The sequence below is a fragment of the Streptomyces sp. YIM S03343 genome (assembly GCF_054729195.1).
Genome location: NZ_JBPUKX010000001.1, coordinates 556,166 through 579,650, shown reverse-complemented (window position 1 = coordinate 579,650; position 23,485 = coordinate 556,166). Strand labels below are relative to the sequence as shown.

Here is a 23,485-nt window from a genome sequence, read left to right as displayed (position 1 = left end):
CGCCATGCTGCTCGAAGAGCTGCGCGAGGAGGTCTGTACGGCCAACCGCGACCTCCCTCACCTGGGCCTTGTGGCCTGGACCAGCGGAAATGTGTCGGGCCGCGACCCGGCGAGCGGCCTGGTCGCCATCAAGCCGTCCGGTCGCGGCTTCGAGGAACTGACCCCGCGCGATGTCGTCGTCCTCGATCTGGACGGCCGTGTCGTCGACGGCGACCTCGGACCGTCCTCGGACACCGCCACCCATCTGCACGTGTACCGGCACCGCGACGATGTGCGGGGCATGGTCCACACGCACTCCACCTACGCGACGGCGTTCGCCGCCGTCGGACGTCCCGTCCCGGCCTGTCTCACCGCGATCGCCGACGAGTTCGGCGGCGACATCCCCTGCGGGGCGTATGCGTCGATCGGCGGTGTGGAGATCGGGGTCGAGATCCTGAGGTCGATCGGCACGTCGACGGCGATCCTGATGCGCCAGCACGGTGTCTTCACCATCGGTTCTTCGGTGCGCGACGCGCTCAAGTCGGCGGTGATGGCCGAGGACGCCGCCCGCACGGTCGCCATCGCCGAGCGGCTCGGCACCCCGGAGGTGCTGCCGCCCGATGAAGTAGCCGCCAATTACCTGCGCTACCACAGCCGGTACGGCACAGCCGCGGCCAGCACCGGCATCCAGTCCTGACCAGTCCTGACACCCAGTCCTGACACCCAGTCCTGACATTCAGGACCCAAATCACCCTCCGGCAGCGTCGCCGGGCCTTCTGCGCCGGCCCGCGGCCTGATCCACTCGTCCCAAGCTGCGTGCAACCCCCGGCAGAGAGGAGGCAGGGGCCGGCCCCCCGGTAGGGGACGAACCGGGGTCACCGCCCCTGAGACCCATGACCAGATTTGATTTGACCACGATCGGCGAGGGACAGATCCGGTTCACGGTGGCCGCCGGGGACCGGCTGGCCACCTCCAAGAGGGTCCGGATGAACGCCGCCGGGTCCGAGGCGAACGTCGCCGGCATGCTGGCCCAGCTCGGCCGGTCCACGGCGTGGGCCACCGTACTTCCCCGGACGGACCTGGCCGAACGCGTGCTCAGCTCGTACCGCGGTGTCGGCGTCGATCTGTCCGCCGTCGTCCAGACCCCCGAGGGCCGCGTGGCCACGTACTACTTCGAACCGGCTGAGGCGCCGATGTCCAGCGTGGTCACCTACGACCGCCTGCACACGCCGTTCCGCGAGGTCGACGTCGACCAGCTCGACTGGGACCTGCTGCTGGACACCCGGGTGATCTTCGTCACCGGCATCACGGCCGCCCTGTCACCGGCCACCCGCCGAGCCGTGGAACGCTCCATCCGCGCAGGCTCCGAGGCGGGTGTCCGCGTCGCGGTGGACATCAACCACCGCAAGCTGCTGTGGTCGCCGCAGGAGGCGAGGGAGGTCTTCGAGCCCCTGATGGGCGACGTCGACCTGCTCTTCTGCAGCCGACGGGATGCCGCCGCGGTCTTCGGCATCGAGGATTCGGCGGAAGCCGCCTGCGAGCGCCTCGCCGAGACGTACGGAGTACGCACCGTGGTGACCACCGACGGCGAACGCGGCGCGCACTGCGTCCACGACGGCAAGGCCGTCCACGAGCCCGCGCTCCCCGTGCAGATCAAGGACCGCCCCGGTGCCGGTGACGCCTTCATCGGCGCGTTCATCCACGGCTATCTGGACGGCGATGTGGCAGCCGGGGTGCGGTACGGCATCCGCGCCGCAGGCTACGCCCTCACCCACTTCGGCGACCTGACCCATGTGAGCCCCTCGGACGTCAACGACCTCCTGACCGGCGACATCGTGCGCTGAGCCGCCGCATCCGCCGTCCCCGCCCCGTCCCCCGTCCCCTGTTCCCTCTCCCCGTCCCTCGTCCCTCGTCCCCTCGTCCCCTCGTCCCCATCCCCAGTTCACCGTTCACCGATCCCCCCACGTCCTCGGTTGCCCCTGCCGCACAACCGATCCCGCCCACCCCGCTTGAGCACGCAGACACAGAACGGCAATCCGCCATGGACAATGAGTCAAGCGCCTCCCCAGTGAGCGCAATTCAGCAGATCGACACCAGACCGCTCACCGGACACCAGCGGAGCCTGATCGGTCTCGCCGTCACCGGCAACATCGCCGAGTTCTTCGACATGTTCCTCATCGGTTTCGTCGTGTCACTCCTGGTGAAGCCGTGGAACCTCAGCGGCTTCGAGGCCGGCGTGATCCTGGCCTGCTCCGGTCTCGGCACCGTGGCCGGCGCAGTCGTGTGGGGCCGCCTCGCCGACAAGATCGGCCGACGCGACGCCTTCTTCTGGTGCGTGCTGCTCTTCGTCTCCTTCACCGCCGTCTCGATCTTCACCCCTGACCGCGGCTGGTGGATGCTGGCGATCCTGCGCATCGGCGTCGGCCTCGGTGTCGGCGGCCTGAACATATCGTCGATCCCCTATGTGCAGGAGTTCGTTCCGGCCAAGCAGCGGGGCCTGCTCGCGGGTCTGGCGTCGGTCTTCATCCCGATCGGCCTGCTGCTGGGCGCCCAGGCCCAGGAACATCTGGGCACGCCGCTCGGCTGGCGGGGTCTGATCGCTCTCGGAGTCCTTCCGGTCTTCCTCCTGATCTGGCTGCGGAAGGTCCCCGAGTCGCCCCGCTTCCTGCAGGCGCACGGCCGCGGGGACGAAGCCCGCCAGTCGCTCGCATGGGCCATGGAGATCGACCCGTCCGAGGTGGGCACGCTGCCGGCCATCACCCACGTCGAGAAGGCCACCTACCGAGTGATCTTCACGCAGTACCGCAGGCAGTTGGCCATCATCGCCATCGGCTCCTTCTGTTTCATCCTGGGCTCGTTCACCATCCAGTCCTGGGGCCAGACGCTGCTGAAGGACGGCTACGGATACAGCGCGTCCCGCGTCGGCCTGCTGTTCACCTACGTCGCCATCGGCGACACGATCGGCCGCCTCCTGGCCGCCTGGCTGGCCGACGTCATCGGCCGCCGCAAGGTCATGATCACCTTCGGTGTGCTCGGTGCGGTCGGCGCCGTGATCGCAGCTCGCGCCGACACCGGCACGGTGTTCTTCCTGGGCATCATGATCACCATGACGTTCGGTGACGGCGTCTTCGGCATACTCAACGCCTTCGGTGCCGAGCAGTTCCCGAACGAGGCCCGCTCGACCGGCCTCGGCCTGGGATACGGCATCGGTGCGAGCGCGAAGGTCTTCGGCCCCGCTCTGATGGGCATGCTGGTCGGCGGCTCGATGATCAAACAGAACGTCACGCGCGACGCGGTGCCCCCCGCCTTCTACCTGTTCGCCGTGCTGCTCGTCCTCGGCGGCGTGACCTATCTGTTCGCCAAGGAAACCAAGGCGGTCGCCCTGGAGGACGTCTGCGTGCCGCAGCAACCGGCACGGAGCCGAACAGCGCTGTGATCACGCAGTCGACCGGTCGACGCACACCCGTCGGGCCGACGACTTCGTGACAACAAGGATCACCGGTGTACGGGCGTCCGGGGACGCCCGTACACCGGTTCTGGCGTATTCCGCGAACCCCGTCCCTGGGGCGCAGGGCTGAGGCATGACACGACGGGCAGAATGAGCGTGCCGCGCTCCGGCGCTCAACAGGCGGTTTTCTCCTTGCCGTTCGGGCGCCGGATTCCCGTCGGCCGTCCGGTTTAAGCACCACGGAAGCACCAATTCTCCCCACCGTTCTGAATACTTAGGTATGGGAGTATCAGCCGCACATTGGTCTGATCAGGTGTCAGCCGAGCAGGCGATGTTCTCAACGAGTGCAACCGGGTGGATAGTGAATTGACTCCACCGGGTTTCGGAGCCCTTGGTGGAAAAGGGAAAGGGGGCCGCAGTTGACCATTCAGGACTGGCTCAAAACCAATGTGACCACCGACGAGAGAGCGCTCGGCTGGTACAGCGGTCCGGAGTGCGAGGACCGCATCGTCCGGGCCTATCGCGAGCTGCTCAGCGGCTATGAGATCGACACCTCCACGATCCTCAAGACCACCTGCATGGTGAACGGTGAACACACCGGCGTGGTGCGGGTCCACGAGAACAACTTCTTCTCGATCTGCGCCCACCACTTCCTGCCGTTCTTCGGAAAGGTGGACATCTCCTACGTCCCCGGTGACCGCATTCTCGGACTCGGGAAATTCCCTCGCCTGGTCCAGGCGTTCAGCCGGCGTTTCCAGATCCAGGAGTACCTCGTCAAGGACATCGCGGAAGAGATCATGTCCTCCGGCGGCGCAAAAGCCGTGCGAGTCACCAGTCGGGGCCGCCACATGTGCATGTGCAGCCGCGGTCCCTCCGACCAGACCGTGACCACCGACACGTCGTATGTGGCGGGCCATCAGGAACTGCTGGCCAAGTTCGGCTTGAACGACTGATCCGGACTCGCGTGGCGGGAGGTGCCCGAGGGAACGACCCTCCCGCCACGCGACACGGATCCCCCGACCCTGGACGACCGCCGTACGGGACAACCGTCAGGCACCACAAGGAGAACCCGTGCGCGAGAGGACGAGAAACGATCACCGCCGCGTGCCGACGTCACCCTGGACGTACGTCGTGGTGACCTGGCTCGCGGGCGCGGTGGCGGCAGTCGGCCTGGGTGCCGTTTCACCGGCGGGATCCGCCCTGCGTTCGTCGCTGGGGCTGTCGGCCGGTGCGCTCGCCTGGGCCACGTCGAGCATCACGGCGGTGAGTGCCGTCCTCGGCATCCCGGCGGGATGGTGGATCCGCCGCTTCGGCGCCGACCGGGCACTGTCCTGGGGCCTGTTCGTCATGGCGGTGGCGACCGCCGCCGGCGCCGCCGCCGGATCGTGGGGCCTGCTGCTGGGGTCGCGTATCGCTGAAGGAGTCGGCTACCTGCTGGTGTACGTGGCGGGGCCGGTCGTTCTCACCCGCATGACGCAGGGTGGCATCCGATCGGCAGCGCTCGCGTTGTGGGGTACGTGCGTTCCGACGGGCCTGGCGATCGCCGCAGCCACGGGCGGAGTCCTGGCATCCCGGTGGACGTGGAACCGATGGCTGGCTCTCACCGCGCTCGGTCCGTTGATCATGGCCGGAGTGACCACCGCCGTCCTGCCCCGGCTGCCGAGGATGCCCGTGCGGTCCTCTCCACGCCCACCCGGCACCTGGAACGGGGCGCTGAGGCTCGGCGCGGCATACGGAAGCCTGTCGCTGGTCGGCGTCGCTGTGGTCATGGTCCTCCCGCTCTTCCTCACCGAGCGCCGAGAGGTGACGCCGACGGTGGCCGGCACCGTGGCGGCACTCGTCTGCCTGGGGAGCGCGGTCGGCGGGCTCGCGGCAAGCCGGCTGCTGCGGCGCGGTCTGGTCCTCTCCTCACTCGTCCCGCTGGGCGTACTGATGCCGGTGGCCTGCCTACCCGCCTTCTCGGCCGAATTCCCCCTCGCGGTCAGCGGTGGCGCCGCCGCCCTTGCCCTCCTCGTGGACGGCCTGCTGATCTCCGCAGTCTTCGCTGCCGTCCCCGCGACGGTGAGCCGTGCCGACGATGCCGATGTCGCCAATGGCATCCTCAACCAACTCGGCAGTGTGGGAATGCTGATGGGACCACCGGTCTACGGCCTGGCCGTCGCCGTGGCGGGATGGGGCGCCGTCGCTGCCATGACCTTCGTCTTCGGCGGACTCGGCACAGTCCTGCTGCTGAAGGGCGCCCGCACGCGTGGTGTGGACGTGAGGGAGGGATCGGAGCCCTTGCGTGAAGCGCCGGATGTCAGCAAGCCCGACCGCAACAGAATCTGACGGAGCACTGCTGTAAGGATTCCCCGCATGCCGTACGGCTGACGGCGGCCTTCTCTCTGAATGGGGGCAGGATGAAAATTGACTTCCTCCCGCTGCGGGACAGTACATATGGCGAGTACTGCCTGCACTGTCATGCCGAGACCGTCGAATGGACCTTCGTGGACGGAAGGAAATGGTGCATCTGCGGTTCGTGCGGCAGCGAGGCCGGAAGAGCCATCGTTGTCGATCCCCGCATCGCATGGTGGACCGACTCGGACGGCGAATACTGGCATGAGAGTGCCGGTGTATTCGTAAGGGACCCGCGGGGGAGATTTCTCTTCTTCCAGAGAACTGCCTTTCCCTACCGTCTGACTGTACCCGCAGGCCATGTCGAACGCGGAGAGGACCCCGAGCGCGCGGCAGCGCGGGAACTCTGGGAGGAAGTAGGAATCCGCGCCGCGCAAGGGGACCTCCGGCTCATTGCGAACGAGGATCTCGACGGAGACATGTGCAGGAGGGGCTCCGACGCCCATCGCTGGCACGCCTATCTGCTGGACGTCGACGACCGCATGGCAGCCGGAACTCAGGGGGAATTGACCGTGAACGAAGAGGGCGAGGCGCCCCTCTGGCTCACTCTTGCCCAAGCGCTCTCCTCCCAGCCGACGTTCGCCGTGGAACACATGATCGATCGGTATTCCACGACACTCCTGCACGCCGTCGGGCGCCCTCCTCGGGAGGGGACCGCGAAGCGAACGGTGTGACTCCTGGCCGTGAAGCGTGTCCGTTGGCCGGATCTCGTGGGGCGCACGCGGTGTCGTTCGGGCGGGCCGGAGGCGCGTAAGGGGAGCGCGATATGCGCCCTGTCGGCACACGACGGGATGGTTGTACAGTCCAAAAATATGCTCTGATCGTTGAGGTGATCCTTCAGAGCGGATGTCGGGGCGGTCCGGGGGAGGGACGCCAGGCCGCTGGAGGCCAGCAGACGCGGAGCGGCGGTGCCGTTCCAGTGGGAGGGGCCCCTGATGCTCACCGATCGGTCGCACAGACGCCTGTGGCGGAGGGTTCGCTCCCTCTCGGAGGGGCTCGAACTGCCCGACCCCTTCGACGCCGAGACCTTCCTGGCCCTCCTGGCCGAACGGCGTGGCCGCCCGATCGAGGTACTGCCGGTCGCGGTGGACGCGGGGATCCCGTGCGGTCTGCTGGTGACGACCGACCGTGCCGACTACATCCTGTGCACCCCAGGGACCAGCGCACTGCACCGGCAGCACATCCTCGTGCACGAGGCGGCCCACCTGCTCTGCGGGCACGACCGGTCGCCCGTTCTCGAGGCACCGGGCGTACGCGTGCTGCTCCCCGGGCTCTCCCCAAGCCTGGTGCGCCGGGTCATGGGGCGCACCGTGTACGCCGAGCCCGCCGAGCAGGAGGCGGAACTGCTCGCCTCTCTCATCCTGCACCGTGTGCTGAGGGAGGGGCCCGTGGCGGGACGGGACCACGGACGGGCCGGAACCCTCGTCGGGGCACCCTCCCGCCGCCCCCAGCGCCCACGTGTCTGACCTGCTCGCGTACCTCCCGGCCGTCGCCGCGCTGTGGCTGGGCTGCTACGAACTGCGTCTGCTGCACACCGGAAGCGACTCGCCCCTCGCGGTGCGCTGCCTGTGCCGCTTCGGATTCTGCATGGCCGCGGCGATGGTCCTGCTGGCCGCTCCGACGACAGACCTGGAGGGGCTGTGGCCGTGGTTCCCGCGGCTGACCCACCTCCTGGGCCGCGAGATGGAGATGGCCGCCCTCACCTTCCTCCCGCTGGCCGTCATCGAGATCGGCCTGCCCCGACCCCGCCTGCTGACCGGACGGCTGCACATCGGCGTCACCCTCGCGGCCACCGCGCTGTACGCGGTGCTGTTCCTCTCCTCCGGTGTACGCACCCGGCACGGCTCGCTTCTCGCGGAGGGGACCGGAGCGGTGCTCCTCGCCTCCTGCGACACGGTCTTCACCGGCTACAGCCTGTGGTGCCTGGCCGTGTTCCTGGTCCCGGTGCACCGGTTCACCCGGGGGCTCGGTCCGGGCGTGCTTCGCACGGGCCTGCGGCTGATCACGGCCAGTGCCACGGTGGGCCTCCTCTGGGCGCTGTGGGGTGTGTCGTCGATCGTCATCATGGCCGCGGACCACCGGCAGGGCGCGGGGCTCCACCCGGTTGGCCAGGCGCTCGGTCTGTGCTGTCTGGTGCTGGGCGTCCTGGGCGGCACCGCCGCCGGCTGGGTCTCCGTCACCACCGCGGTCGGGCGGCGGCTCTGGGCCTACCGGACCTACCGGGCCCTGGAGCCGCTGTGGTCGGCGTTGTGGGCCGTCTCCCCCGGGACGGCCCTGGACGTGGGCTGGCCGACGGTACGTCTGTTCTCCCTGCACCGCTCCGAGTTCGCGCTGTATCGCCGGGTGATCGAGATCCGGGACGGCTACCTGGAACTCCGCTCCTTCGTTCCCCCCGACGCCCGCGCACTGTCGGCCGCGGCGCTGGACCGGTTCCCCGTACCGCCCGCGTGCCGCGCGGCCATGGCCGAGGCCGCCGTCATCGCCGCCGCACTGGAGTCCGCCAGGATCGGCGCCGTCGGCCCCGGTGGCCCCGATGTCCCCGGCGGCCCCGGTGACCCCGGCGACCAGGACGTCGCGCTCGCCTACCCGGCCGACTGCTCGGTCGAGGAGGAGGCGGCGTGGCTGGTCCAGGTGGCCGAGGCACTCACCGTGGCCGGGCTTGTGGAGCACATGCGCCACCGGGTGGTTCGCTAGGGCCTGTCCGGCGGATCATGACGGACAGGCGGGGGCCGGCTCCCCCGAGCTCTGCGAGCAGGGGGCACCTCCACCCTCGAACCCTCCCGCACGAGCGAAGCCGGGCGTGGAGGAGCCGTGCCAGGCGTCGCGCGCCCGGCGGGAATTGTCAGACCCGCCCTAGTAGTGCTTGGTCAGGTTGGTATCGCCGTGGGTATGTCGCGGTGGCAGGTGGGGCAGGCGCCGGTCCAGAGGGCGAGGAGTGTCTGCAGCTCGCGGACGACTTGGTAGAGGCTCAGGCCGGCGCCGTGTCTTTTGGGGATCGGTTCAGCCGCTGCAGGGTGCAGAAGGCGTGCGCGACGGAGACGAGGGTGACGTGGTGGTGCCAGCCGTTCCAGGTCCGGCCCTCGAAGTGGGCCAGGCCCAGGGCCTGCTTCATCTCGCGGTAGTCGTGCTCGATGCGCCAGCGCAGTTTGGCGAGCCGGACCAGCGTGGTGAGCGGGGTGTCGGCGGGCAGGTCGGACAGCCAGAACTGCACCGGCTCCGGTTCGGTGGCGGGCCATTCGGCCAGCAGCCAGGACTCGGGCAGTTCCGGGCCGTCGGTGGCCTGCCGGATCTCGCGCCCGGCAGGCCGGATCCGCAGGGCCACGAAACGGGAGTACATGCGCCTGCGGCCGGAGCGGCCGGTGCCGGGACGGGATCCCTCCCGCCACTGCACCGGCCGTGCGGCCTTCCGGCCCGCGGCGAGGACCAGCTCTTTCACCGACCGGGCCGGGTCGGGGTACTTCGCAACCGGCGGGCGTCCGTGCCCCGAGTACGGCTCGCACACCGGGACCGCGTCGTCGGGTTGCGCCGACATGGTGGTGGAGATCCCCACCACGTAGCGAAGACCCCGGGCCTGCAGGCCGAGCCGGAAGGCCGCGGCGTCGCCGTATCCAGCGTCCGCGACGGCCAGCGGCACCTCGATCCCCCAGGAGCGGACCTCGTCGAGCATGTCCAGGGCCAGCTGCCACTTCTCCACGTGCCCGACGTCCGGCGGGATGCCGCAGGCGGTGCGGCGGGCGATCTTGCACGGGTCGGCCTTCGGTGAGGCCGGGTCCCAGGTCTCGGGCAGGAACAGCCGCCAGTCGACCGCAGCCGAGGCATGGTCGGAGGCGAGGTGGAGCGAGACGCCCACCTGGCAGTTGGTGACCTTGCCCGCAGTGCCGGTGTACTGCCGCGACACACACGCCGAGGCACTCCCGTCCTTCAGGAACCCGGTGTCGTCGAAGACCAGGGCCCTGGGCTTGATCGCCGCCTCCATCCGCCAGGCGAGCCGGGCCCGGACGTGAGCCGGGTTCCAGGGGCTGGTGGTGATGAAGTTGGCGAGAGCCTGACGGTTGCCGTCAGCCCCGAGCCGGGCGGCCATCGGCTCGATGGACTTGCGTTTGCCGTCGGTCAGCAGTCCCCGAAGGTAGACCTGCCCCCACCGGCGCTGGTCCTTGCGCGCGAACGGCTCGAACACCTCCTCCGCGAACGCCTCCAGCTCACCACGCACCACAGCAATCTCGTCCGGAGTCACACCCCCTCAACACCACACCGGACCCGAAGGACACGCACCAGCCCCATCAACCTGACCAAGCACTACTAGGAGTGTCCTGAAGATCTTGGAATCACGCCCGGTGTGCACCGCTTTATAGCGATTGACATTTACCGGCAATCTCGGGCGAGCCGGGCGGCCAGAGCAAGATCTTCAGCGTTCTTCTAGGACGGAATGAGCGTCGGCCCGGCCAGGGCGGAGGCGGACGGTGGAAGGGCCGTGCGGAGGAACAGGGGCGGTTCCGGTGACGGGCGCAGCCCGGAGTGGTGCATCCAGCCCGCTATCTCCACTCGGGAGGAACAGCCCAGCTTCTTCATCGTGTCCCGGATGTGATTGACCACGGTCCACTCCGAGATCGCCAGCCGGTGGGCGATCTGCCGGTTGCTCAGACCGGCCGCCACCAGGCGCGAGACCTCGGTCTGGCGCGGTGTCAGCGGCCCGATCCGGGTTCGGGTGTCCGGGGGTAAGGGGTCCGCCGGCGGGGCGGCGGGAGGGGCGGGTGCCGGGACGAGTGAGGCCAGGAGGTCCGGGAGCGATGCTCTGGAGCCCTCGATCAGGGCGCGGGCGAAGGCGGCCTCGCCCAGCAGCTCCCGCACCGGTTCCTCCAGCCGGGCCATGGCGAAGTCGGGTGTGCCCGCGTCATCGGGGAACGCGCCGCGCCAGGTGTGGAAGGCACCCAGGCCGCGGGCGGTGCCGGTGGCGCGTTCGACGACGTCGGGCAGGGCGGGGCTGCCCAGCGTGGTGGCGATGGCGCTCAGGACGGCCGTCGGGCCCAGGGCGCGCAGCGCCGACAGGGCCCGCTCGCAGTAGTGGGCCGTGGCCTGCGCGCGTCCCTCCGCGGCCGCGAAGACGGCCAGGTGGAGCAGAGCGGCACCGGCGACGAGCGTGTCGCGCCCCTGCTGGGCCGCAGCCAGCACCTGCAGTGCGGTGGCCGCGGCGGCCGCCGTGTCGCCGAGACGGAATCCCGCGAATGCGGCCTCCAGCGACACGTAGCGGGCCTCGTGGTGGTCGCCGTCGGACCGGTGCCGGCCGGCCGCCCCGACGAGCAGGGCAGTGCCGCGGCCCGGGTCGGCGGCCAGCGCGCACAGGGCCCGCAGTCGTGTCACCCGCGCGGACAGCCCCGCGGCCTCGGCGGCATCCGCGGTGATCCGGTCCAGCAGGTCCGTGGCAGCCTCGGGCTGGCCCGCCAGGATGCCCGCCTCCGCCAGCAGCAGGTCTCTGCGGATCCGGTCGCGGTGGCCGGCCGGAGTCCACGACGACTCGGGGAGAAGGCGCCCCTCGGTCCAGGTGCTCCAGCCGCCCGTGGCCCGCCAGTAGACCCGGATGCCGTCGACGAGGTCGAGCGCCTCGCCGGTTCGCCCGTGGCGGACCAGCGTCTCCAGTGCCGTGCGGAGGTTGCGCTCCTCGCTCCAGAAGGCGGTCAGGCCCGAGCACTGGTGCCCCGAGACGATCCGGTCGGCGGCGGCGTGGGCCAGGTCCGCGTAGTAGCGGGCGTGTGCCAGCCGGGCCGCGGTGTCCTCGGCCGGCGGGAGGCGGCGCGCGGGTCCGTCCGGCGGCAGCCGCAGCCGGAACCGGGCCGTGCCGTCCAGGCGGCCGGACGGCACGGTGGAGGCGGTGAGCTGATGGCCGCGCAGCAGGGTCTCCAGCGCCGAGGAGAACTCCTCCGGCGCGACGGCCGTGATGTGGCGCAGTGCCTCGGGGCCGAAGCCGCCGCTGAAGACCTGGCAGTGTGCCAGCAGCCGGATCGGCGCCCCGTCGGCGTCCCAGGGAGGGGTGCCGCGCGGATCGCCACCCGGTGCCGTCGTGGGGTCGCCCTCCTCGGCGTGGAGCGGCCGCGGGACGGTCCGGGCGCCCAGCGAGGCCCACGCCACCTCGGGGCTCTCCAGTGCGGCGACCCGCGCGATGCGGCAGAGTGCGCCGGGGTTGCCGCCCAGTTCGACGCAGGTCCGGGCGATCACCTGCTGATTGTGCAGTTGCAGGGAGAATGCGGGGTTGATCGTTCGCAGGCAGGCCAGGTACACCTGCACCGAGGGAACGCGCGCCAGCGCGCCGAGATCCAGCGCCGAGCAGTCGAGCGGCACGGGCAGCGGGTCCACCGGGAAGGGGACGAGGCCGTGGGCCGCGGGGGGCTGGCGGGCCGTGCCGAGGACCACGACGGACGCCACCGCGCAGGCCCGCAGCAGTCGGTGGTGGTCCGAGCGGTCGAGGTCGTCGACGAGCAGGAGCGGCCGGGCCCCTCCCGCGTCCCGGTCGGCGGTGAGGGCGGCGATGAGGCCGAACACGCTGTCCGCGTACGGCTCGGCCGAGGCCTCCACGCGCACGGTGGTGGCGCCGGTCGACGCGCTGTACGCGGCGGCCGTCTCGGCCGCGAGCCGCGTCTTGCCCGCACCGGGGACACCGGTCAGCAGCACTCCAGGGGTCGACGGATCCGTCAGCAGCTCCGACAGCGCGGCGGTCTCGTTCTCCCGTCCGACCATGTCGGCGGGGAACGCGGCGGGCGGGCGCGGAGCGGGTGGGCGGGCGTTCTGCACAGGTGAGGGCACGGGGATCGTCAAGGACGGCTCCGGGAGGTGGACCCAGGCGGGCAGGGAGAACCAGGCGGTTCAGCTGGGATGAAAAACTGTTGCGCAGTTTTCATATCCGTTGACCATCTCAGCATGGCCGCGGACTCCGGGGGTGTCAACTAAAGTGAAAATCAACGGACTTGCTTTCACCTGTGCGGGTAGGCGTACTGGAGGCGGCGACAGAAGGGAGTAGGTGGTGACCGACGCGGAACCCACGCCGTCGTCACTGGGCTGGAAGATCGACAGACTCTTCCGGCTCACCCGCAGGGCCGACGGCCAGCCGTTCAGCAATGAGGAGGTCGCCGCCGCGTGCCGGGAGGCCACCGGGGTGTCCTTCTCGACCACGTACCTGTGGCAGCTGCGCACCGGGCGCAGGAACAACCCGACCAAGCGCCATCTGGAGGCCCTGGCCGACTACTTCGAGGTCCCGGTCGCCTATTTCTTCGACGACGAGCACGCCGCGAAGATCGCCGCGGAGATCGAACTCCTCGGCGCCCTGCGGGACGCCGGGGTGCGCAGTGTGGCACTGCGCGCGGTGGGGCTCTCCTCCGAGGCGCTCGGCACCGTCAGTGACCTCATCGATGTGATCGCCGTCCGCGAGGCGGCCGCCCGGCGTGCCCGGGGCGCGGGGGAGGACCTGCCCGCTGCGGCACTCGGCGACGACCGGGTCTGAGGGACGACCGTACGGTGCGGGAGGCCCGTACCGGCGGCGGACGGGTGCGGGAGCCGGGGGCCCGGTCAGTGAGACCGTTCGGCGGGGCGGCGCAGGAAGAAACCCGCGACGGAGCCCCGGACATGGTCCCCGGCGTGCGGCTCCACCTTCTTGATCATGTGCGGTACGCCCGACCGCAGGACGACCAGCCGGTTGGGGCGCGGGGCGACGTAGTGTCCGACCCGTGAGGTGAGGTGGGCGTTCTGGTCGGCCGGCCGCGCCCCGGGCGTTCCGCCGGCGACGAGCAGTTCGGCGCCCCAGGACGCCTGCCACTCGGGGTGCGCGTACAGCACGAACGAGGCGGCCCGGTCGCCGGAGTCGTCGTGCCAGGCCAGTCCGGAGCCCTGCGGGTAGAGGAAGGGGCGGCAGGTGAAGGCGTGCCAGTCCGTTCCGAACCGCCCGGTCCACGGCTCGATGCGGGTCGCCTCCTCGGCCAGCTGTTTCACGACGGCATCGGTCGGCCCGCCGGACGGGTGCCGAGCGTGGTCGGCGAAACGTCCCGTGAAATGGCCTTCCGGGTCGTTCAGCATGCCGGGCCCGCTGAGGGGACTGCCGTCCAGCAGTCCGTAGATCTTGTTCCACGACCCGTCCCGGCGGCCGTGCACGAAGTGGTAGTCCTCGGTGCGCAGTTGCTCCCACAGCGAGGCCGCGGCCTCGGGGGCGAGGAAGTCGTCGAAGACGGCGAAGTCGTCCGTGCTCAAGGTGAGTTCCATGGTGTCCTCCGTGGATGGGAAGGCGGTACGGCGGGGGAGGGGGCGGGGTGTGAAGGCGGGTCGGGACCGGTCAGGCGGTGGCGGTCCGTACGCTCCCGGTGCCCACCGGGACGGGTGGCCGTGCGGCCGCCTCCCTCAGAAGCCGCTGCGTCATGCCCACCGCTCGCCTGTCGCCCGAGCCCAGCACCAGCCGCAGCATCTCGGCCGCGGGCCCCGGACGCCCGTGCGCCAGGTGCACGGTGGCCACGTTGAGGGGGCGCAGCCAGTCCGGCTGCCGGGCCTCCTTCACCGGCCCCTCGTCGATGAAGGTCACTCCGGGGCAGTCCGACAGCCGGTCGGCGAGGTGGGACGCCAGCTCCCGGGGCGGCATCGGTTCGCAGTACACCAGCGGTGTCAGCAGGTCGGCCGCAGGGACGGTACGGGGTTCGGCGGCACCGCTTGCACAGAGCGGCCCGTTAGCCCGGTACAGGTGCCTGGGGTCGAGGGGGGTGCGGGCCAGCGGGGTGTGCGGATAGACCCGCAGCCCGCAGGAGTAGCCCACCGACACGCCCCGGTCGGCCAGCCTGCGGATGTGGCGGATCGCGTTCTCCAGGGTGCCGGCCGTCTCACCGGGCTGGCCGAACAGCACCCCGATCTGCACGTCCATCCACTCCGGTCGGCGGCGCAGCAGCAGACCGAAGGTGTCCTCGACGTCGGACATCCGGTAGTTCTTGCGGTGCCCGCGCAGCATCCGGTCGTCGAAGGCGTCCACCGAGAAACTCGGACGTACGCAGCGGGACCGGATCAGGGCGTCCAACAGCCGTTCGGAGAACGGCCTGACGTTGAAGTAGCCGTGCCAGCTGATCCTTTCGCCGTGGCGGCTTCCGGCCAGTGCCTCGCACACCTCGGTCAGCGCCCCTTCGTAGGGCAGATTGACCTCCGGGGCGGCCAGGTGGAAGTGGGTCAGCCCGTACCGCTCGACATAGTGCTCCGCCTCGGCGGCGACGGCCTGGGCGGGGCGCGCGTCCACCCTGCCGACGTTCAGCGGATCGACGCAGTACGAGCAGCGCAGCGGGCAGCCCGCGTGGCTGCGCAGCGCGGTGGGGATGCCCCGGGCCTTGGCGAACAGCACGTACTCCGGTGCGATCTGCGGCAGTGCGGTGGTGGGCCGGGACACCACGCCGGGCCGCGGCCCCGGGCCGGGCCGCAGGACTCCGTCGGCGGTGCGCACCAGCCCGCCGGGGAGCGTGCCCAGCGTCTCGGCGACCACCTGCCGCACGCCCCGGGCGCCGCCGTCGGCGACCACGCGCGCCAGCAGGGCGGTGAACGCCGCCTCACCGGGACCGGCGAGGCCGAGGTCCAGGCCGAGCCGGTCCATCACCTCCACCGGGCAGGAAGTGAACGCCGCACCGCCCGCCACCACCGGCAGCCCGGGGTCCCAGGCGCGCAGCGTCCCGGTCAGCTCGGCGATCGGCGCCAGATAGTCCACCACGTCGATCCACCGGCCGTCCGCGCCGGGCGACGTGTCGCAGGCGACCACGGCGTTGTCGATGTTGCGGATCGACAGGGCGACGAGGTCGGGCCGGGTCCGGTCGAGCACGTCGGTCAACAGGCCGGTGTGGTCGAGCGATTCGAGGAACGGGTTGCACACGGACAGCTCGACCGGGAGCCCGCTTTCGGTGATCGCGGCCCGCAGGATCTCCAGGCCGTACGGGCCGACCGGCAGGACCTGGTGGGGGTTGGCGTAGAGCAGGAGGACGCGCACGGGTGGCTGCTTTCTCGGAGTTCGCTCGCGGGGGACGGGTCGTGCGGTGGGACGGTGCGCACCGCTATGCCTGCGGGGCGCGCACGCCCAGGTCCTGTTTGGCTTCGATCGCCCGCCGGAGCGTGCTCAGCGCCCGCCCGGCCACCGGGAGGCCGGTACGGCGGGCGAGGACGGCGCTGCAGAGCAGCGGTGTGATCACCGCGCCGCTGCCGCGCACCGTGCCCAGATGACGGACCACGTCGTCCAGGTGGGTCGCGGCCAGCTCCGGGTCGTCCACCCGCAACGCCCGTACGGCGCGGGCCTGCAGGGCGACGGTGTACTCCGCCCAGGCCTCGGGGGGCGGAACGGCCACCTCGTCGAGCGCTGATCGGCCCGGCGCGCCGCCGGACCGCGCTTCGCCGGACGCCTCCCGGGCCAGCTCGGCCTGGAGGCCGGACAGCGACGCCTGGCGGACCATGCCGAGGGTGGCGCAGCGGTCGCCCTGGGCGGTCCACCAGTCGGCCGCGGCACCCCAGTCGCCGGACCGGGCCGCCAGGACGGCACGCCAGCCCGCGATGGTCGCGGCCCCGGTGCCCTGCCCCAGATCGCGCAGCACCCCCTCGGCCTCGCCCATCGCGGAGTCGGCCGCCGCCCGGTCGCCGGACATGTGGCGCACCAGCGCCAGCGCGACGCCGGTGGCCGAGCTCAGCAGCCGGGAACCGGCGACCTCCTGGTGCAGCCGCTCGCAGTCGGCGAGTGCGGCGGGGACCGGGGTGTCGCCGTTGACCAGGGCCATCGCCAGGTTGGCGTAGACCTCGGTCAGGCCCAGGCAGGTTCCGGCGCCGTCGGCCGACCGCAGCGCGGAGCGCAGCGCCCGCTCGGCGGCGGGGTGGTCACCCGCCCGCAGGGACTGGAGCCCGGCGTACAGGTGCGCTCCGACCCGGGCCTCGGGATCCGGGGAGGCGACCGCGGCGAGGTAGTGCGGATCGTCCGGTACGGCGGGCGCGTCGCCGGTCACATAGGTGCGGGAATACAGCGAGTTGAGGCGGGCGTGGATCCGGGCGGCCGGGGCGGCCCGGCCCGGGTCCGACAGCACACGCTCGACGCGTTCGAGGGCGGCCTGCGGCATTCCCTGGCTGCCGAGGGCGTACGCCTCCAGGACGTCCAGGTCGTGGCCCTGCGCGCGGTCCGCCTCCGCCAGTGCGCGGGCGCGTCCGGTGTGCGTCAGCGCCAGTTCGGGTCGCCCACGGGAGAGGGCGAAGCGGGCGGCGACGCCGAATGCGGTCACGGCGGACTCGGCGGCCCGGGCCGTCCGGTCGGAGCCGGGCTCCACCCCGCGCAACGCGGTGTGCGCCGCCTCCCAGTGCCCGGCCAGCAACTCGGCGACGGCGGGGCGCCGTTCGGCCAGCGGTTCCAGGGAGCGCGCGAGCCTGGTGTGCGCGTCGGCGGTCTCGGAGCGCGTCAGCCGCCGCAGTGCCACCTCGGCCACCACCGGGAAGGCGGGGGCCAGGCGGCCCTTGTGGGCGTCGGCGGACTCCACCAGTCCGGCTTGGAGGAGGTCGGCCGCGGCCACGGCGACCCTGTCCGGGGCCATCAGGGCGCCCAAGTCCTCCAGGGACAGGTCCCGGCCTGCGGCGGCGAGCAGCACCAGGAGTTCCCGCGAGCCGGTGTCCAGCCGGTCCAGCCGGGCACCGAGCGCGGCGTGCGCGCTGGGTGGCGCCCAGTCGTCGCCGGGCTGGGCGAAGCTCCGTAGCACGACCATCTGTTCGATGTAGCGGGGGATGCCGCCGGCCCGCGAGGCGATCTCCTCGGCGGCGGAGCCGGGGTCGGGCGGGGCCGAGTCGTGCCCAGGGGCGCCGGTGGGCCGGAACCGGTAGTGGTCGGCGGTGGACGGGTCGTGCTGCGCCGTGAGCAGCCGGTGGGCCAGCCGCCGCGCGTCGGGGCGTCCGAGCGGCGGCACCGTGAGCCGGTGGTCCCCGCGGCCGGCCAGCGCCTCGGGGGCGGAGACCCCGACCAGCAGCACCACGACCGGCCGCCCCGGTGCGGCGGTCAGCTCGTCGAGCAGGTCGGCCAGTGCCCCGGGGGTCCACTCGCTGTGCTCGACGACCAGAAGCAGGGGCCGCGAGCCCCGCAGACGGTCCAGTGCCGCGGTGAGCGCGCGGCCCAGCTCGCCGCGGTCCTGGGCCAGGGCCTGCTCGGCGCGGGTGGAGGCGCCGGTCAGCTGCACCGTCACGTCCACCTTGTCGCTGCCCTGCCGTGCGGCGTTCTCGATCTCTTCCAGGAACAGACAGCAGGCCAGCAGGCCGAGTCCGGTCCCGGCGGGTGGGCAGCGCAGGACTGCTGTGGCCAGGCCGGTGCAGCGGTCGAGCGCCTCGGCGACCAGCCGGGACTTGCCCACCCCGGAGGGGCCCGCGATCAGGATCAGCGTCGGGCCGGCGGCGGTGGCGGCCGCGCTGATACGGGCGGTCAGTTCGCCGACCAGGTCGGTCCGTCCGACGGTGCCCGTCCCGGGCGCCGGGGCGCCGGCCGGACCGACGATCCAGGCCGGGACGGACCGGGCGAAGCCCTTGGCCGTGATCGGTTCGATCGCCCGCAGCGGAAAGTGGTCCGGCAGTTGGAGCCGGGTGGCCAGGTCCACGATCACCCCGTCGTCGGGGGCGTACTGCTGGAGCCGGGCGGCCCGGTTGAGCACCGAGCCGATGACGAAGCTCGACGTCCGCCCGCTGACCGCGACATGGCCGGAGGCGACCGCGCATCGCACCGGGAAGTCGCCCAGCAGGAGTTCGCCCAGGCCCTGCGCGTACTCGCCGGTGCGGTGCGCGATGGCGGTGGCGGCGGAGACGGCGGTGGTGGCGGCCGACTCGCCGTGCCCCTCGACGCCGAACACGGCGACGACCGCGTCGCCGATGAACTTCTCGACCTTGCCGCCGTACTGTTCCACCAGCGAGCCGACCAGGGAGAAGTAGCCGTCCAGGACGGCCGCCCACCGGTCGGGTTCGAGCGAGGTGGCCAGTTTGGTGGAGCCGACCACGTCGCAGAAGATGACGGAGACGAAGCGCAGACCGCTGCCGGGAGTGGCGGGCGGGCCGATCTCGGCCCCGCAGGCCATGCAGAAGCGGGCCGCCGACGGGTTGTCGACACCGCAGCCGGTGCACAGGCCCGCTGTGGTTACGATGGGACCGGTGGGCTTGCTCATGCTGTTCTCCCCGTTCACTGAGCGGCAACCGGGTGGTTCACGACGTCTGCCCCGTCGTGAGCCACCCGGTCTGTGCTACGGCCCAGACGTCACCGGTCCGGGTGGGTGACCCGGCCCGGGTCCGATCCCTGGACGAGGGTCGGCACTACCAGAGGTAGCCGCCGCTGGGGTCGGAGACCGAGTGGCCCTCCAGGTCCGAACCCGCGGCCTCCACCCGGGACTTGACGCTCAGCAGGACGTTGACCTCGTCCTCGGTGAGGGCCTTGAGCACCGCCTGCTGGGCTTCGGTGGCGTCGGTCAGGGAGAAACCGGCCTCGGCCAGCTTGTCGATCTTGTCCGCCATGGTGATCTCCTCGGTTGACGAGCCCGCGCGATTCCCGCACGAGGTTCTGCTTTCCCGGTGCGGCGCACCGGAGTTCAGGGGGGCCGGGCCGGGCGTCGGCTCCTCGGCCCGTCCGGCACCGTCGTCCGCGGCGGACGACGGATCGGTGTGCGGTACGCGGCCGAGCCGGACGGCGACCACGACAGCGGTGAGCAGCAGGGCGGCACCCGCCATCAGCAGCAGGCTCCCGAGCCCGGTCCACACGACCAGGGCTGCCGCCAGCGCGGGGGCCAGTACGTTCAGGACGGCGGGCACGGAATTCATGAGCGCCCATACCCGGCCGGTCAGTTCGACCGGCGTCTCGGAATGTACGACGCTGGGGAAAGTGACAAGAATTCCGGCACTTGCGATTCCCAGAAGGAAAATAACACACAGCCATATGGTGGAGTCAATATGTATTTCCTGGACAATGGCGATCCCGATGACGACGATGATGCAGCCGATCACCAGGACCGACCCGGCTATGGTGAGGAAAGGTCGCAGCCGCGCCGCGAAACGCCCCATGAGCAGCGAGCCCGCAACCCCTCCCAGTCCGACGGCGGACACCATGTAGCCGATGTAGGACGTGCCCATTCCGAGTGCCGGCACGATCAGAGCGGACATCGAATCGTAAAGGAAGACGACGAACATCAGGCTGCACATGACGAACAGCAGGGAACGCAGAAGGCGTGATCCGAAAACGTGCTGGAATCCTTCTCTCAGCTCTTTGAAATAGTGCAGATCTGTATTCCGGGAAGGTGACGACGTGGTGCGCAGGGCGCGGGCGGTGATCACCCCGACGAGAAACGTGCACGCGTTGGCCGCGAACACAGCCCGGGGCGACATGAAGGCGACCAGCAGACCACCGAGCGCGGGCCCGAGGATCTTGACCGACTGCATCGCGGTCTGGAGCAGCACGGTGGCGGCCTGGACACCGTCGGGCGGCACCGAGACCCGTAGCTGGATCTGGCTCGCGAGCCCGCCGACCGAGCCCAGCGCCGAGCGGACCAGCACCAGCCCGGCCGCCCAGTACACCCCGGGGGCGACCACCAGACCCAGGGTGAGCCCCGCCTGCGCGAGGTCGGTGAGGAACAGCACCCGGCGCGACTGCCGGCGGTCCACCAGCACCGCCAGGAACGGGGTGGCCAGCAGCGGCAGCATGCCCGCGGCCACCACCAGGGCCAGGTCGCCCGCGCCGCCGTGCCAGGCCGTGGTGACAAGCACCAGCAGCGCCACCTGGTCCAGCCAGTCGCCCAGACCGGAGACCACCGTGCTGGTGTACAGCAGCCGGAAGTCGTGGCCCGCCAGCGGGCCCGGAACCCGCGCGCGGCTCATCCGGACAGGGCCGCCGGGGAGCGCCGGTGGACCCGGTCGAGGACGTCCTCCATCACCTCGATCAGCCCCCTCAGGGAGTGCAGCGCGCTCACACCGAGCAGTTCCTCCTGTGCCGGGTCCAGCGGCAGCCGGTCGATCAGCCGGTGCACGTCGTCGCGGTGCTGCACGTCCAGCTGGGCGTGCCGGGCTATGGTGCGGAACGACTCGTCCGGCAGCCCGGTCCGGACCGCCAGGTCACCGGCCAGCCCGGGACCGGGCGGGTGGCCCTCCAGCACCGCGATGTGTCCCATGAGCGCCACCGGATGCACATGGCGCACCCAGTAGTACTGCGAGCCGACCAGCGAGGCGATGGCCGCCCCCGGTAGCGTCGTGCGCAGCGCCTCGGCATCACCCCCGGCCACCACGTAGTCGTCGGCCACCCACTGGTCGTGCCCGTACTCCTCACGGATGTGCTTGGCCAGATAACGGCCCAGCAGATCGGCCACCGGGTCGCCCTGACGGGCCGTGCACTGCTCAACGGCCGCCAACATCAGCGGCACCGTGGCCCGGATCGTCCCGTGCAGCGCCTTGAGCCACTCCAGGTACACCTGGTCGCTGTGCGGATGGGCCCACATCTGCCGGGACGCGGCGTCCACCGCCGGCATCAGCAGCCCGATCTTGTGGCGCAGCGCCTGCGACCTCGTCTGCTCCTCCACCGTCATCCGCCTTCCCTCAGGGCCACGCCCAGTGCTGTCACGGAGTCCGCGGCCCGCCCCGGGCGTCCCGCGATGTCGTACGCCTTCCAGCAGCCGCCGCAGACGTTCTCGAAACGTTCCTCGCGCAGGGCCTCGAAGCCGGGCAGGCCGGCCGCCGCCCCCGGGCCGAGCTGTCCCACCACCCTCAGCAGCGGGTCGTCCCGGAACCCGGTCAGCGCCCGCGCCACGCCCTCGGGCCGCCGGGTCGGGGCACGCAGCGCGGACGGCCCGTGACCGGTGATCAGCCCCTCGTTGCAGCAGGGGATCACCACCCCGTCGTAGCGGACCGTGGGTGAGCCGAGCAGGGTGCACGCCGCCAGTTCCCCCACCTCGTGCCGGCTCTGGAGGGCGAAGACCCCCGAGCCCCGCCCGTACCGCAGGGGGGTGATCAGCTTGGTCTCCGCCTCGTCGGCCCACCGCGGGCCGAGCGCGTCCAGCAGCAGCCCCTCGGCCACCCGCGTGCCGTCGCCCGTGTCCAGTTCCTGGACGACGATGCGGCAGCCCGCCCGGTGGGCCGCGCGCAGCGCGCCGACGAACCGCCCGCTCGACACACCGCCCTGGTGGAAACCGTCCGTGCTCAGGAAGAGCGTGGAGATCCGCGGCAGCAGCCGCCGCACCCAGCCGGGCGCGGAGCCGCTCTCGCGCGCCCAGTACCCGCTGGTGAAGACGATGGTGTCCAGCCCGGCGTCGGCGAACGCGCCGATCGCGTACGGCAGCGCCCGCTGCTCGGCGAAGGGCTCGCCGCCGGAGACCGCCACCGACCGCAGGCCGGGCAGCGCGACGATGCCGGAGACGACGTCGTGGAACGCCTCCCAGTCGGTGACCTTGCCGCCGTCCGCGCGAGCGTCCACGGAGCAGTGGGCGCAGCCGACCGGGCACTGGTCGGTGATGTACAGCAGGACCGACTCGCCGCGGCGGCGGCGCATCGCCTCGGTGTCGGCCAGTGTGGGGCGGTTGCGCACCGCCCCGGTGTCAGCGGGCGTAGGACGGCTGTTCACGGTCCGCCTCCCGTCCCAGGGACACCAGGCCCCCGTAGCGGCCGGAGCGGCGGTCCGAGAAGGCGGTCCCGTCCACCTGCTCGACCATGCGGCGGGCGGCGGCCTCCACGTGCCGCCCGGAGTCGGTCCGCAGGTACTCCGTCACCCGCCGCTCGGCCGCGGCGTCACCGGACAGCGCGACGCAGTTGCCGCACATGCCCTTGTCGCACGGTCCGTCCGAGAACCGGCTCGCCACAAAGCTGGGTCCGAGCACACGCAGTGCCCGGTACAGCTCCCGGCGCAGGAACTCCTCGCGCAGCTCGGGCCACGACTGGCGGGACGCATGGCCGAGGATCAGGTGCTCCGGTACGCGCCGCTCCACCAGGTCCTGGTTGCAGCAGGCGTAGACGGTCCCGTCGTAGGTGACCAGCGGCCAGGTGATCCGGTCGCACGGGTCGACGGGCGCGACCGGGACGCCGGAGGAGGGCGTGGCAGTCAGCCCGCCGAGCTGGCGGCCGCGGCCGATCGGACTCAAGGTGCCTACCAGGATGGGCACTTGGTCGTCGAACTCGCGGCGCACGTCGTCGATCAGGCCCCGGAGGTAGGGATCGTCGTCCCCGCGCCCGGTGAGCTGGAAGCTGACCTGCGGCACCAGTCGGCGTATGCGGTGCATCGCCCGGAAGACGTCGGCCCGGGCCACTTCGCGTTCGTGGAACTCGTCGAGGCTGGCTGCGAAGTGGTCCACCTCGCGGATCGCCGCGGACACCGGGGCGGGCAGCCGCCGGTTCTCCCGGGCGAACCACATGCCCGACAGCACATACGAACGGCAGCCCACGGACCGGGCGGTGCGCGCCAGATCGGCGACGAGCGCGGCCCGCAGCAGCGCTTCACCGCCGGACATCAGCAGCAGGTCCGGGCGGGTCTCGCGGTCGAAGGACTCCACGAGCCGGCGGAACGGCGTCTCGGGATGCTGTTCGCTGGTGCTGGAGGAGTCGGTGGAGCAGTGGGCGCACGACAGCGGGCAGCGGCGGGTCAGGGCCAGATAGAGGCCGGCGGCGGGCTTGTTGCGGATGGCGCCGATGTCCAGCAGGTGCATG

Annotated in this window: 18 protein-coding genes; 9 read left to right on the top strand and 9 right to left on the bottom strand. The window is 71.5% G+C overall.

What is annotated here, in order from left to right; genetic code table 11:
• Positions 1–4 precede the first annotated feature (4 nt).
• From ACSYGN_RS02655 to ACSYGN_RS02620, 8 genes are all read left to right on the top strand, one after another.
• Entirely contained in the window at positions 5–676 is a 672-nt protein-coding gene (locus ACSYGN_RS02655) for an L-ribulose-5-phosphate 4-epimerase (protein ID WP_460391376.1), read from the top strand.
• A 196-nt stretch (positions 677–872) separates the two neighbouring features.
• Positions 873–1,823 (top strand): sugar kinase, encoded by a 951-nt coding sequence (locus ACSYGN_RS02650; protein ID WP_460391374.1) that lies wholly within the window; start codon positions 873–875, stop codon positions 1,821–1,823.
• Between the two features lie 224 nt (positions 1,824–2,047).
• Positions 2,048–3,415, top strand: coding sequence for an MFS transporter (locus tag ACSYGN_RS02645; protein WP_460391372.1), 1,368 nt, complete (start codon positions 2,048–2,050; stop codon positions 3,413–3,415).
• A gap of 431 nt (positions 3,416–3,846) precedes the next feature.
• Positions 3,847–4,380 (top strand): GTP cyclohydrolase I, encoded by a 534-nt coding sequence (gene folE / locus ACSYGN_RS02640; protein WP_460391370.1) that lies wholly within the window; start codon positions 3,847–3,849, stop codon positions 4,378–4,380.
• A gap of 118 nt (positions 4,381–4,498) precedes the next feature.
• The gene (locus tag ACSYGN_RS02635; protein ID WP_460391368.1) at positions 4,499–5,755 is read left to right on the top strand and encodes an MFS transporter; all 1,257 of its coding nucleotides are present in this window, start codon (positions 4,499–4,501) and stop codon (positions 5,753–5,755) included.
• 71 nt (positions 5,756–5,826) lie between these two features.
• Complete coding sequence (locus ACSYGN_RS02630; RefSeq protein WP_460391366.1) at positions 5,827–6,495, top strand: NUDIX hydrolase; 669 nt, start codon at positions 5,827–5,829, stop codon at positions 6,493–6,495.
• 261 nt (positions 6,496–6,756) lie between these two features.
• Complete coding sequence (locus tag ACSYGN_RS02625) at positions 6,757–7,287, top strand: ParH-like protein (RefSeq protein WP_460391364.1); 531 nt, start codon at positions 6,757–6,759, stop codon at positions 7,285–7,287.
• Positions 7,280–8,515, top strand: a complete 1,236-nt coding sequence (locus tag ACSYGN_RS02620) for an MAB_1171c family putative transporter (RefSeq protein ID WP_460391362.1) — start codon at positions 7,280–7,282, stop codon at positions 8,513–8,515. The genes ACSYGN_RS02625 and ACSYGN_RS02620 overlap by 8 nt, the downstream gene beginning before the upstream one ends.
• Before the next feature lie 274 nt (positions 8,516–8,789).
• Here the strand turns inward: ACSYGN_RS02620 and ACSYGN_RS02615 are convergent, their stop codons facing one another.
• Both ACSYGN_RS02615 and ACSYGN_RS02610 read right to left on the bottom strand, forming a co-directional pair.
• Entirely contained in the window at positions 8,790–10,055 is a 1,266-nt protein-coding gene (locus ACSYGN_RS02615) for an IS701 family transposase (protein ID WP_460390556.1), read from the bottom strand.
• Between the two features lie 182 nt (positions 10,056–10,237).
• Positions 10,238–12,628 carry a LuxR C-terminal-related transcriptional regulator gene (locus ACSYGN_RS02610; RefSeq protein WP_460391360.1) on the bottom strand — a complete coding sequence of 797 codons (2,391 nt, stop codon included), beginning with the start codon at positions 12,626–12,628 and terminating at the stop codon, positions 10,238–10,240.
• A gap of 205 nt (positions 12,629–12,833) precedes the next feature.
• Between ACSYGN_RS02610 and ACSYGN_RS02605 the strand changes: the two genes are divergently transcribed.
• Positions 12,834–13,310: a helix-turn-helix domain-containing protein gene (locus ACSYGN_RS02605; RefSeq protein ID WP_460391359.1), complete on the top strand. Its 477-nt coding sequence runs from the start codon at positions 12,834–12,836 to the stop codon at positions 13,308–13,310.
• Positions 13,311–13,375: 65 nt separating this feature from the next.
• Here ACSYGN_RS02605 and ACSYGN_RS02600 read toward each other — a convergent pair whose 3' ends face one another.
• From ACSYGN_RS02600 to ACSYGN_RS02570, 7 genes are all read right to left on the bottom strand, one after another.
• On the bottom strand, positions 13,376–14,062 hold the full coding sequence (locus ACSYGN_RS02600; protein WP_460391357.1) for a 2OG-Fe(II) oxygenase: 687 nt from the start codon (positions 14,060–14,062) through the stop codon (positions 13,376–13,378).
• Positions 14,063–14,132: 70 nt separating this feature from the next.
• Positions 14,133–15,806 carry a B12-binding domain-containing radical SAM protein gene (locus ACSYGN_RS02595; RefSeq protein ID WP_460391355.1) on the bottom strand — a complete coding sequence of 558 codons (1,674 nt, stop codon included), beginning with the start codon at positions 15,804–15,806 and terminating at the stop codon, positions 14,133–14,135.
• 64 nt (positions 15,807–15,870) lie between these two features.
• Entirely contained in the window at positions 15,871–18,981 is a 3,111-nt protein-coding gene (locus ACSYGN_RS02590) for an adenylate/guanylate cyclase domain-containing protein (RefSeq protein WP_460391353.1), read from the bottom strand.
• 145 nt (positions 18,982–19,126) lie between these two features.
• A complete protein-coding gene (locus ACSYGN_RS02585; RefSeq protein WP_460391351.1) occupies positions 19,127–20,677 on the bottom strand; it encodes an MFS transporter in 1,551 nt (516 codons plus the stop codon).
• On the bottom strand, positions 20,674–21,378 hold the full coding sequence (locus ACSYGN_RS02580) for an iron-containing redox enzyme family protein (protein ID WP_460391349.1): 705 nt from the start codon (positions 21,376–21,378) through the stop codon (positions 20,674–20,676). Before ACSYGN_RS02580 ends, ACSYGN_RS02585 begins: the two co-directional genes overlap by 4 nt.
• Positions 21,375–22,409: a hypothetical protein gene (locus ACSYGN_RS02575; RefSeq protein WP_460391347.1), complete on the bottom strand. Its 1,035-nt coding sequence runs from the start codon at positions 22,407–22,409 to the stop codon at positions 21,375–21,377. The genes ACSYGN_RS02580 and ACSYGN_RS02575 overlap by 4 nt, the downstream gene beginning before the upstream one ends.
• A complete protein-coding gene (locus ACSYGN_RS02570; RefSeq protein WP_460391345.1) occupies positions 22,384–23,484 on the bottom strand; it encodes a radical SAM/SPASM domain-containing protein in 1,101 nt (366 codons plus the stop codon). Before ACSYGN_RS02570 ends, ACSYGN_RS02575 begins: the two co-directional genes overlap by 26 nt.
• Between the last annotated feature and the right edge of the window lies 1 nt (position 23,485).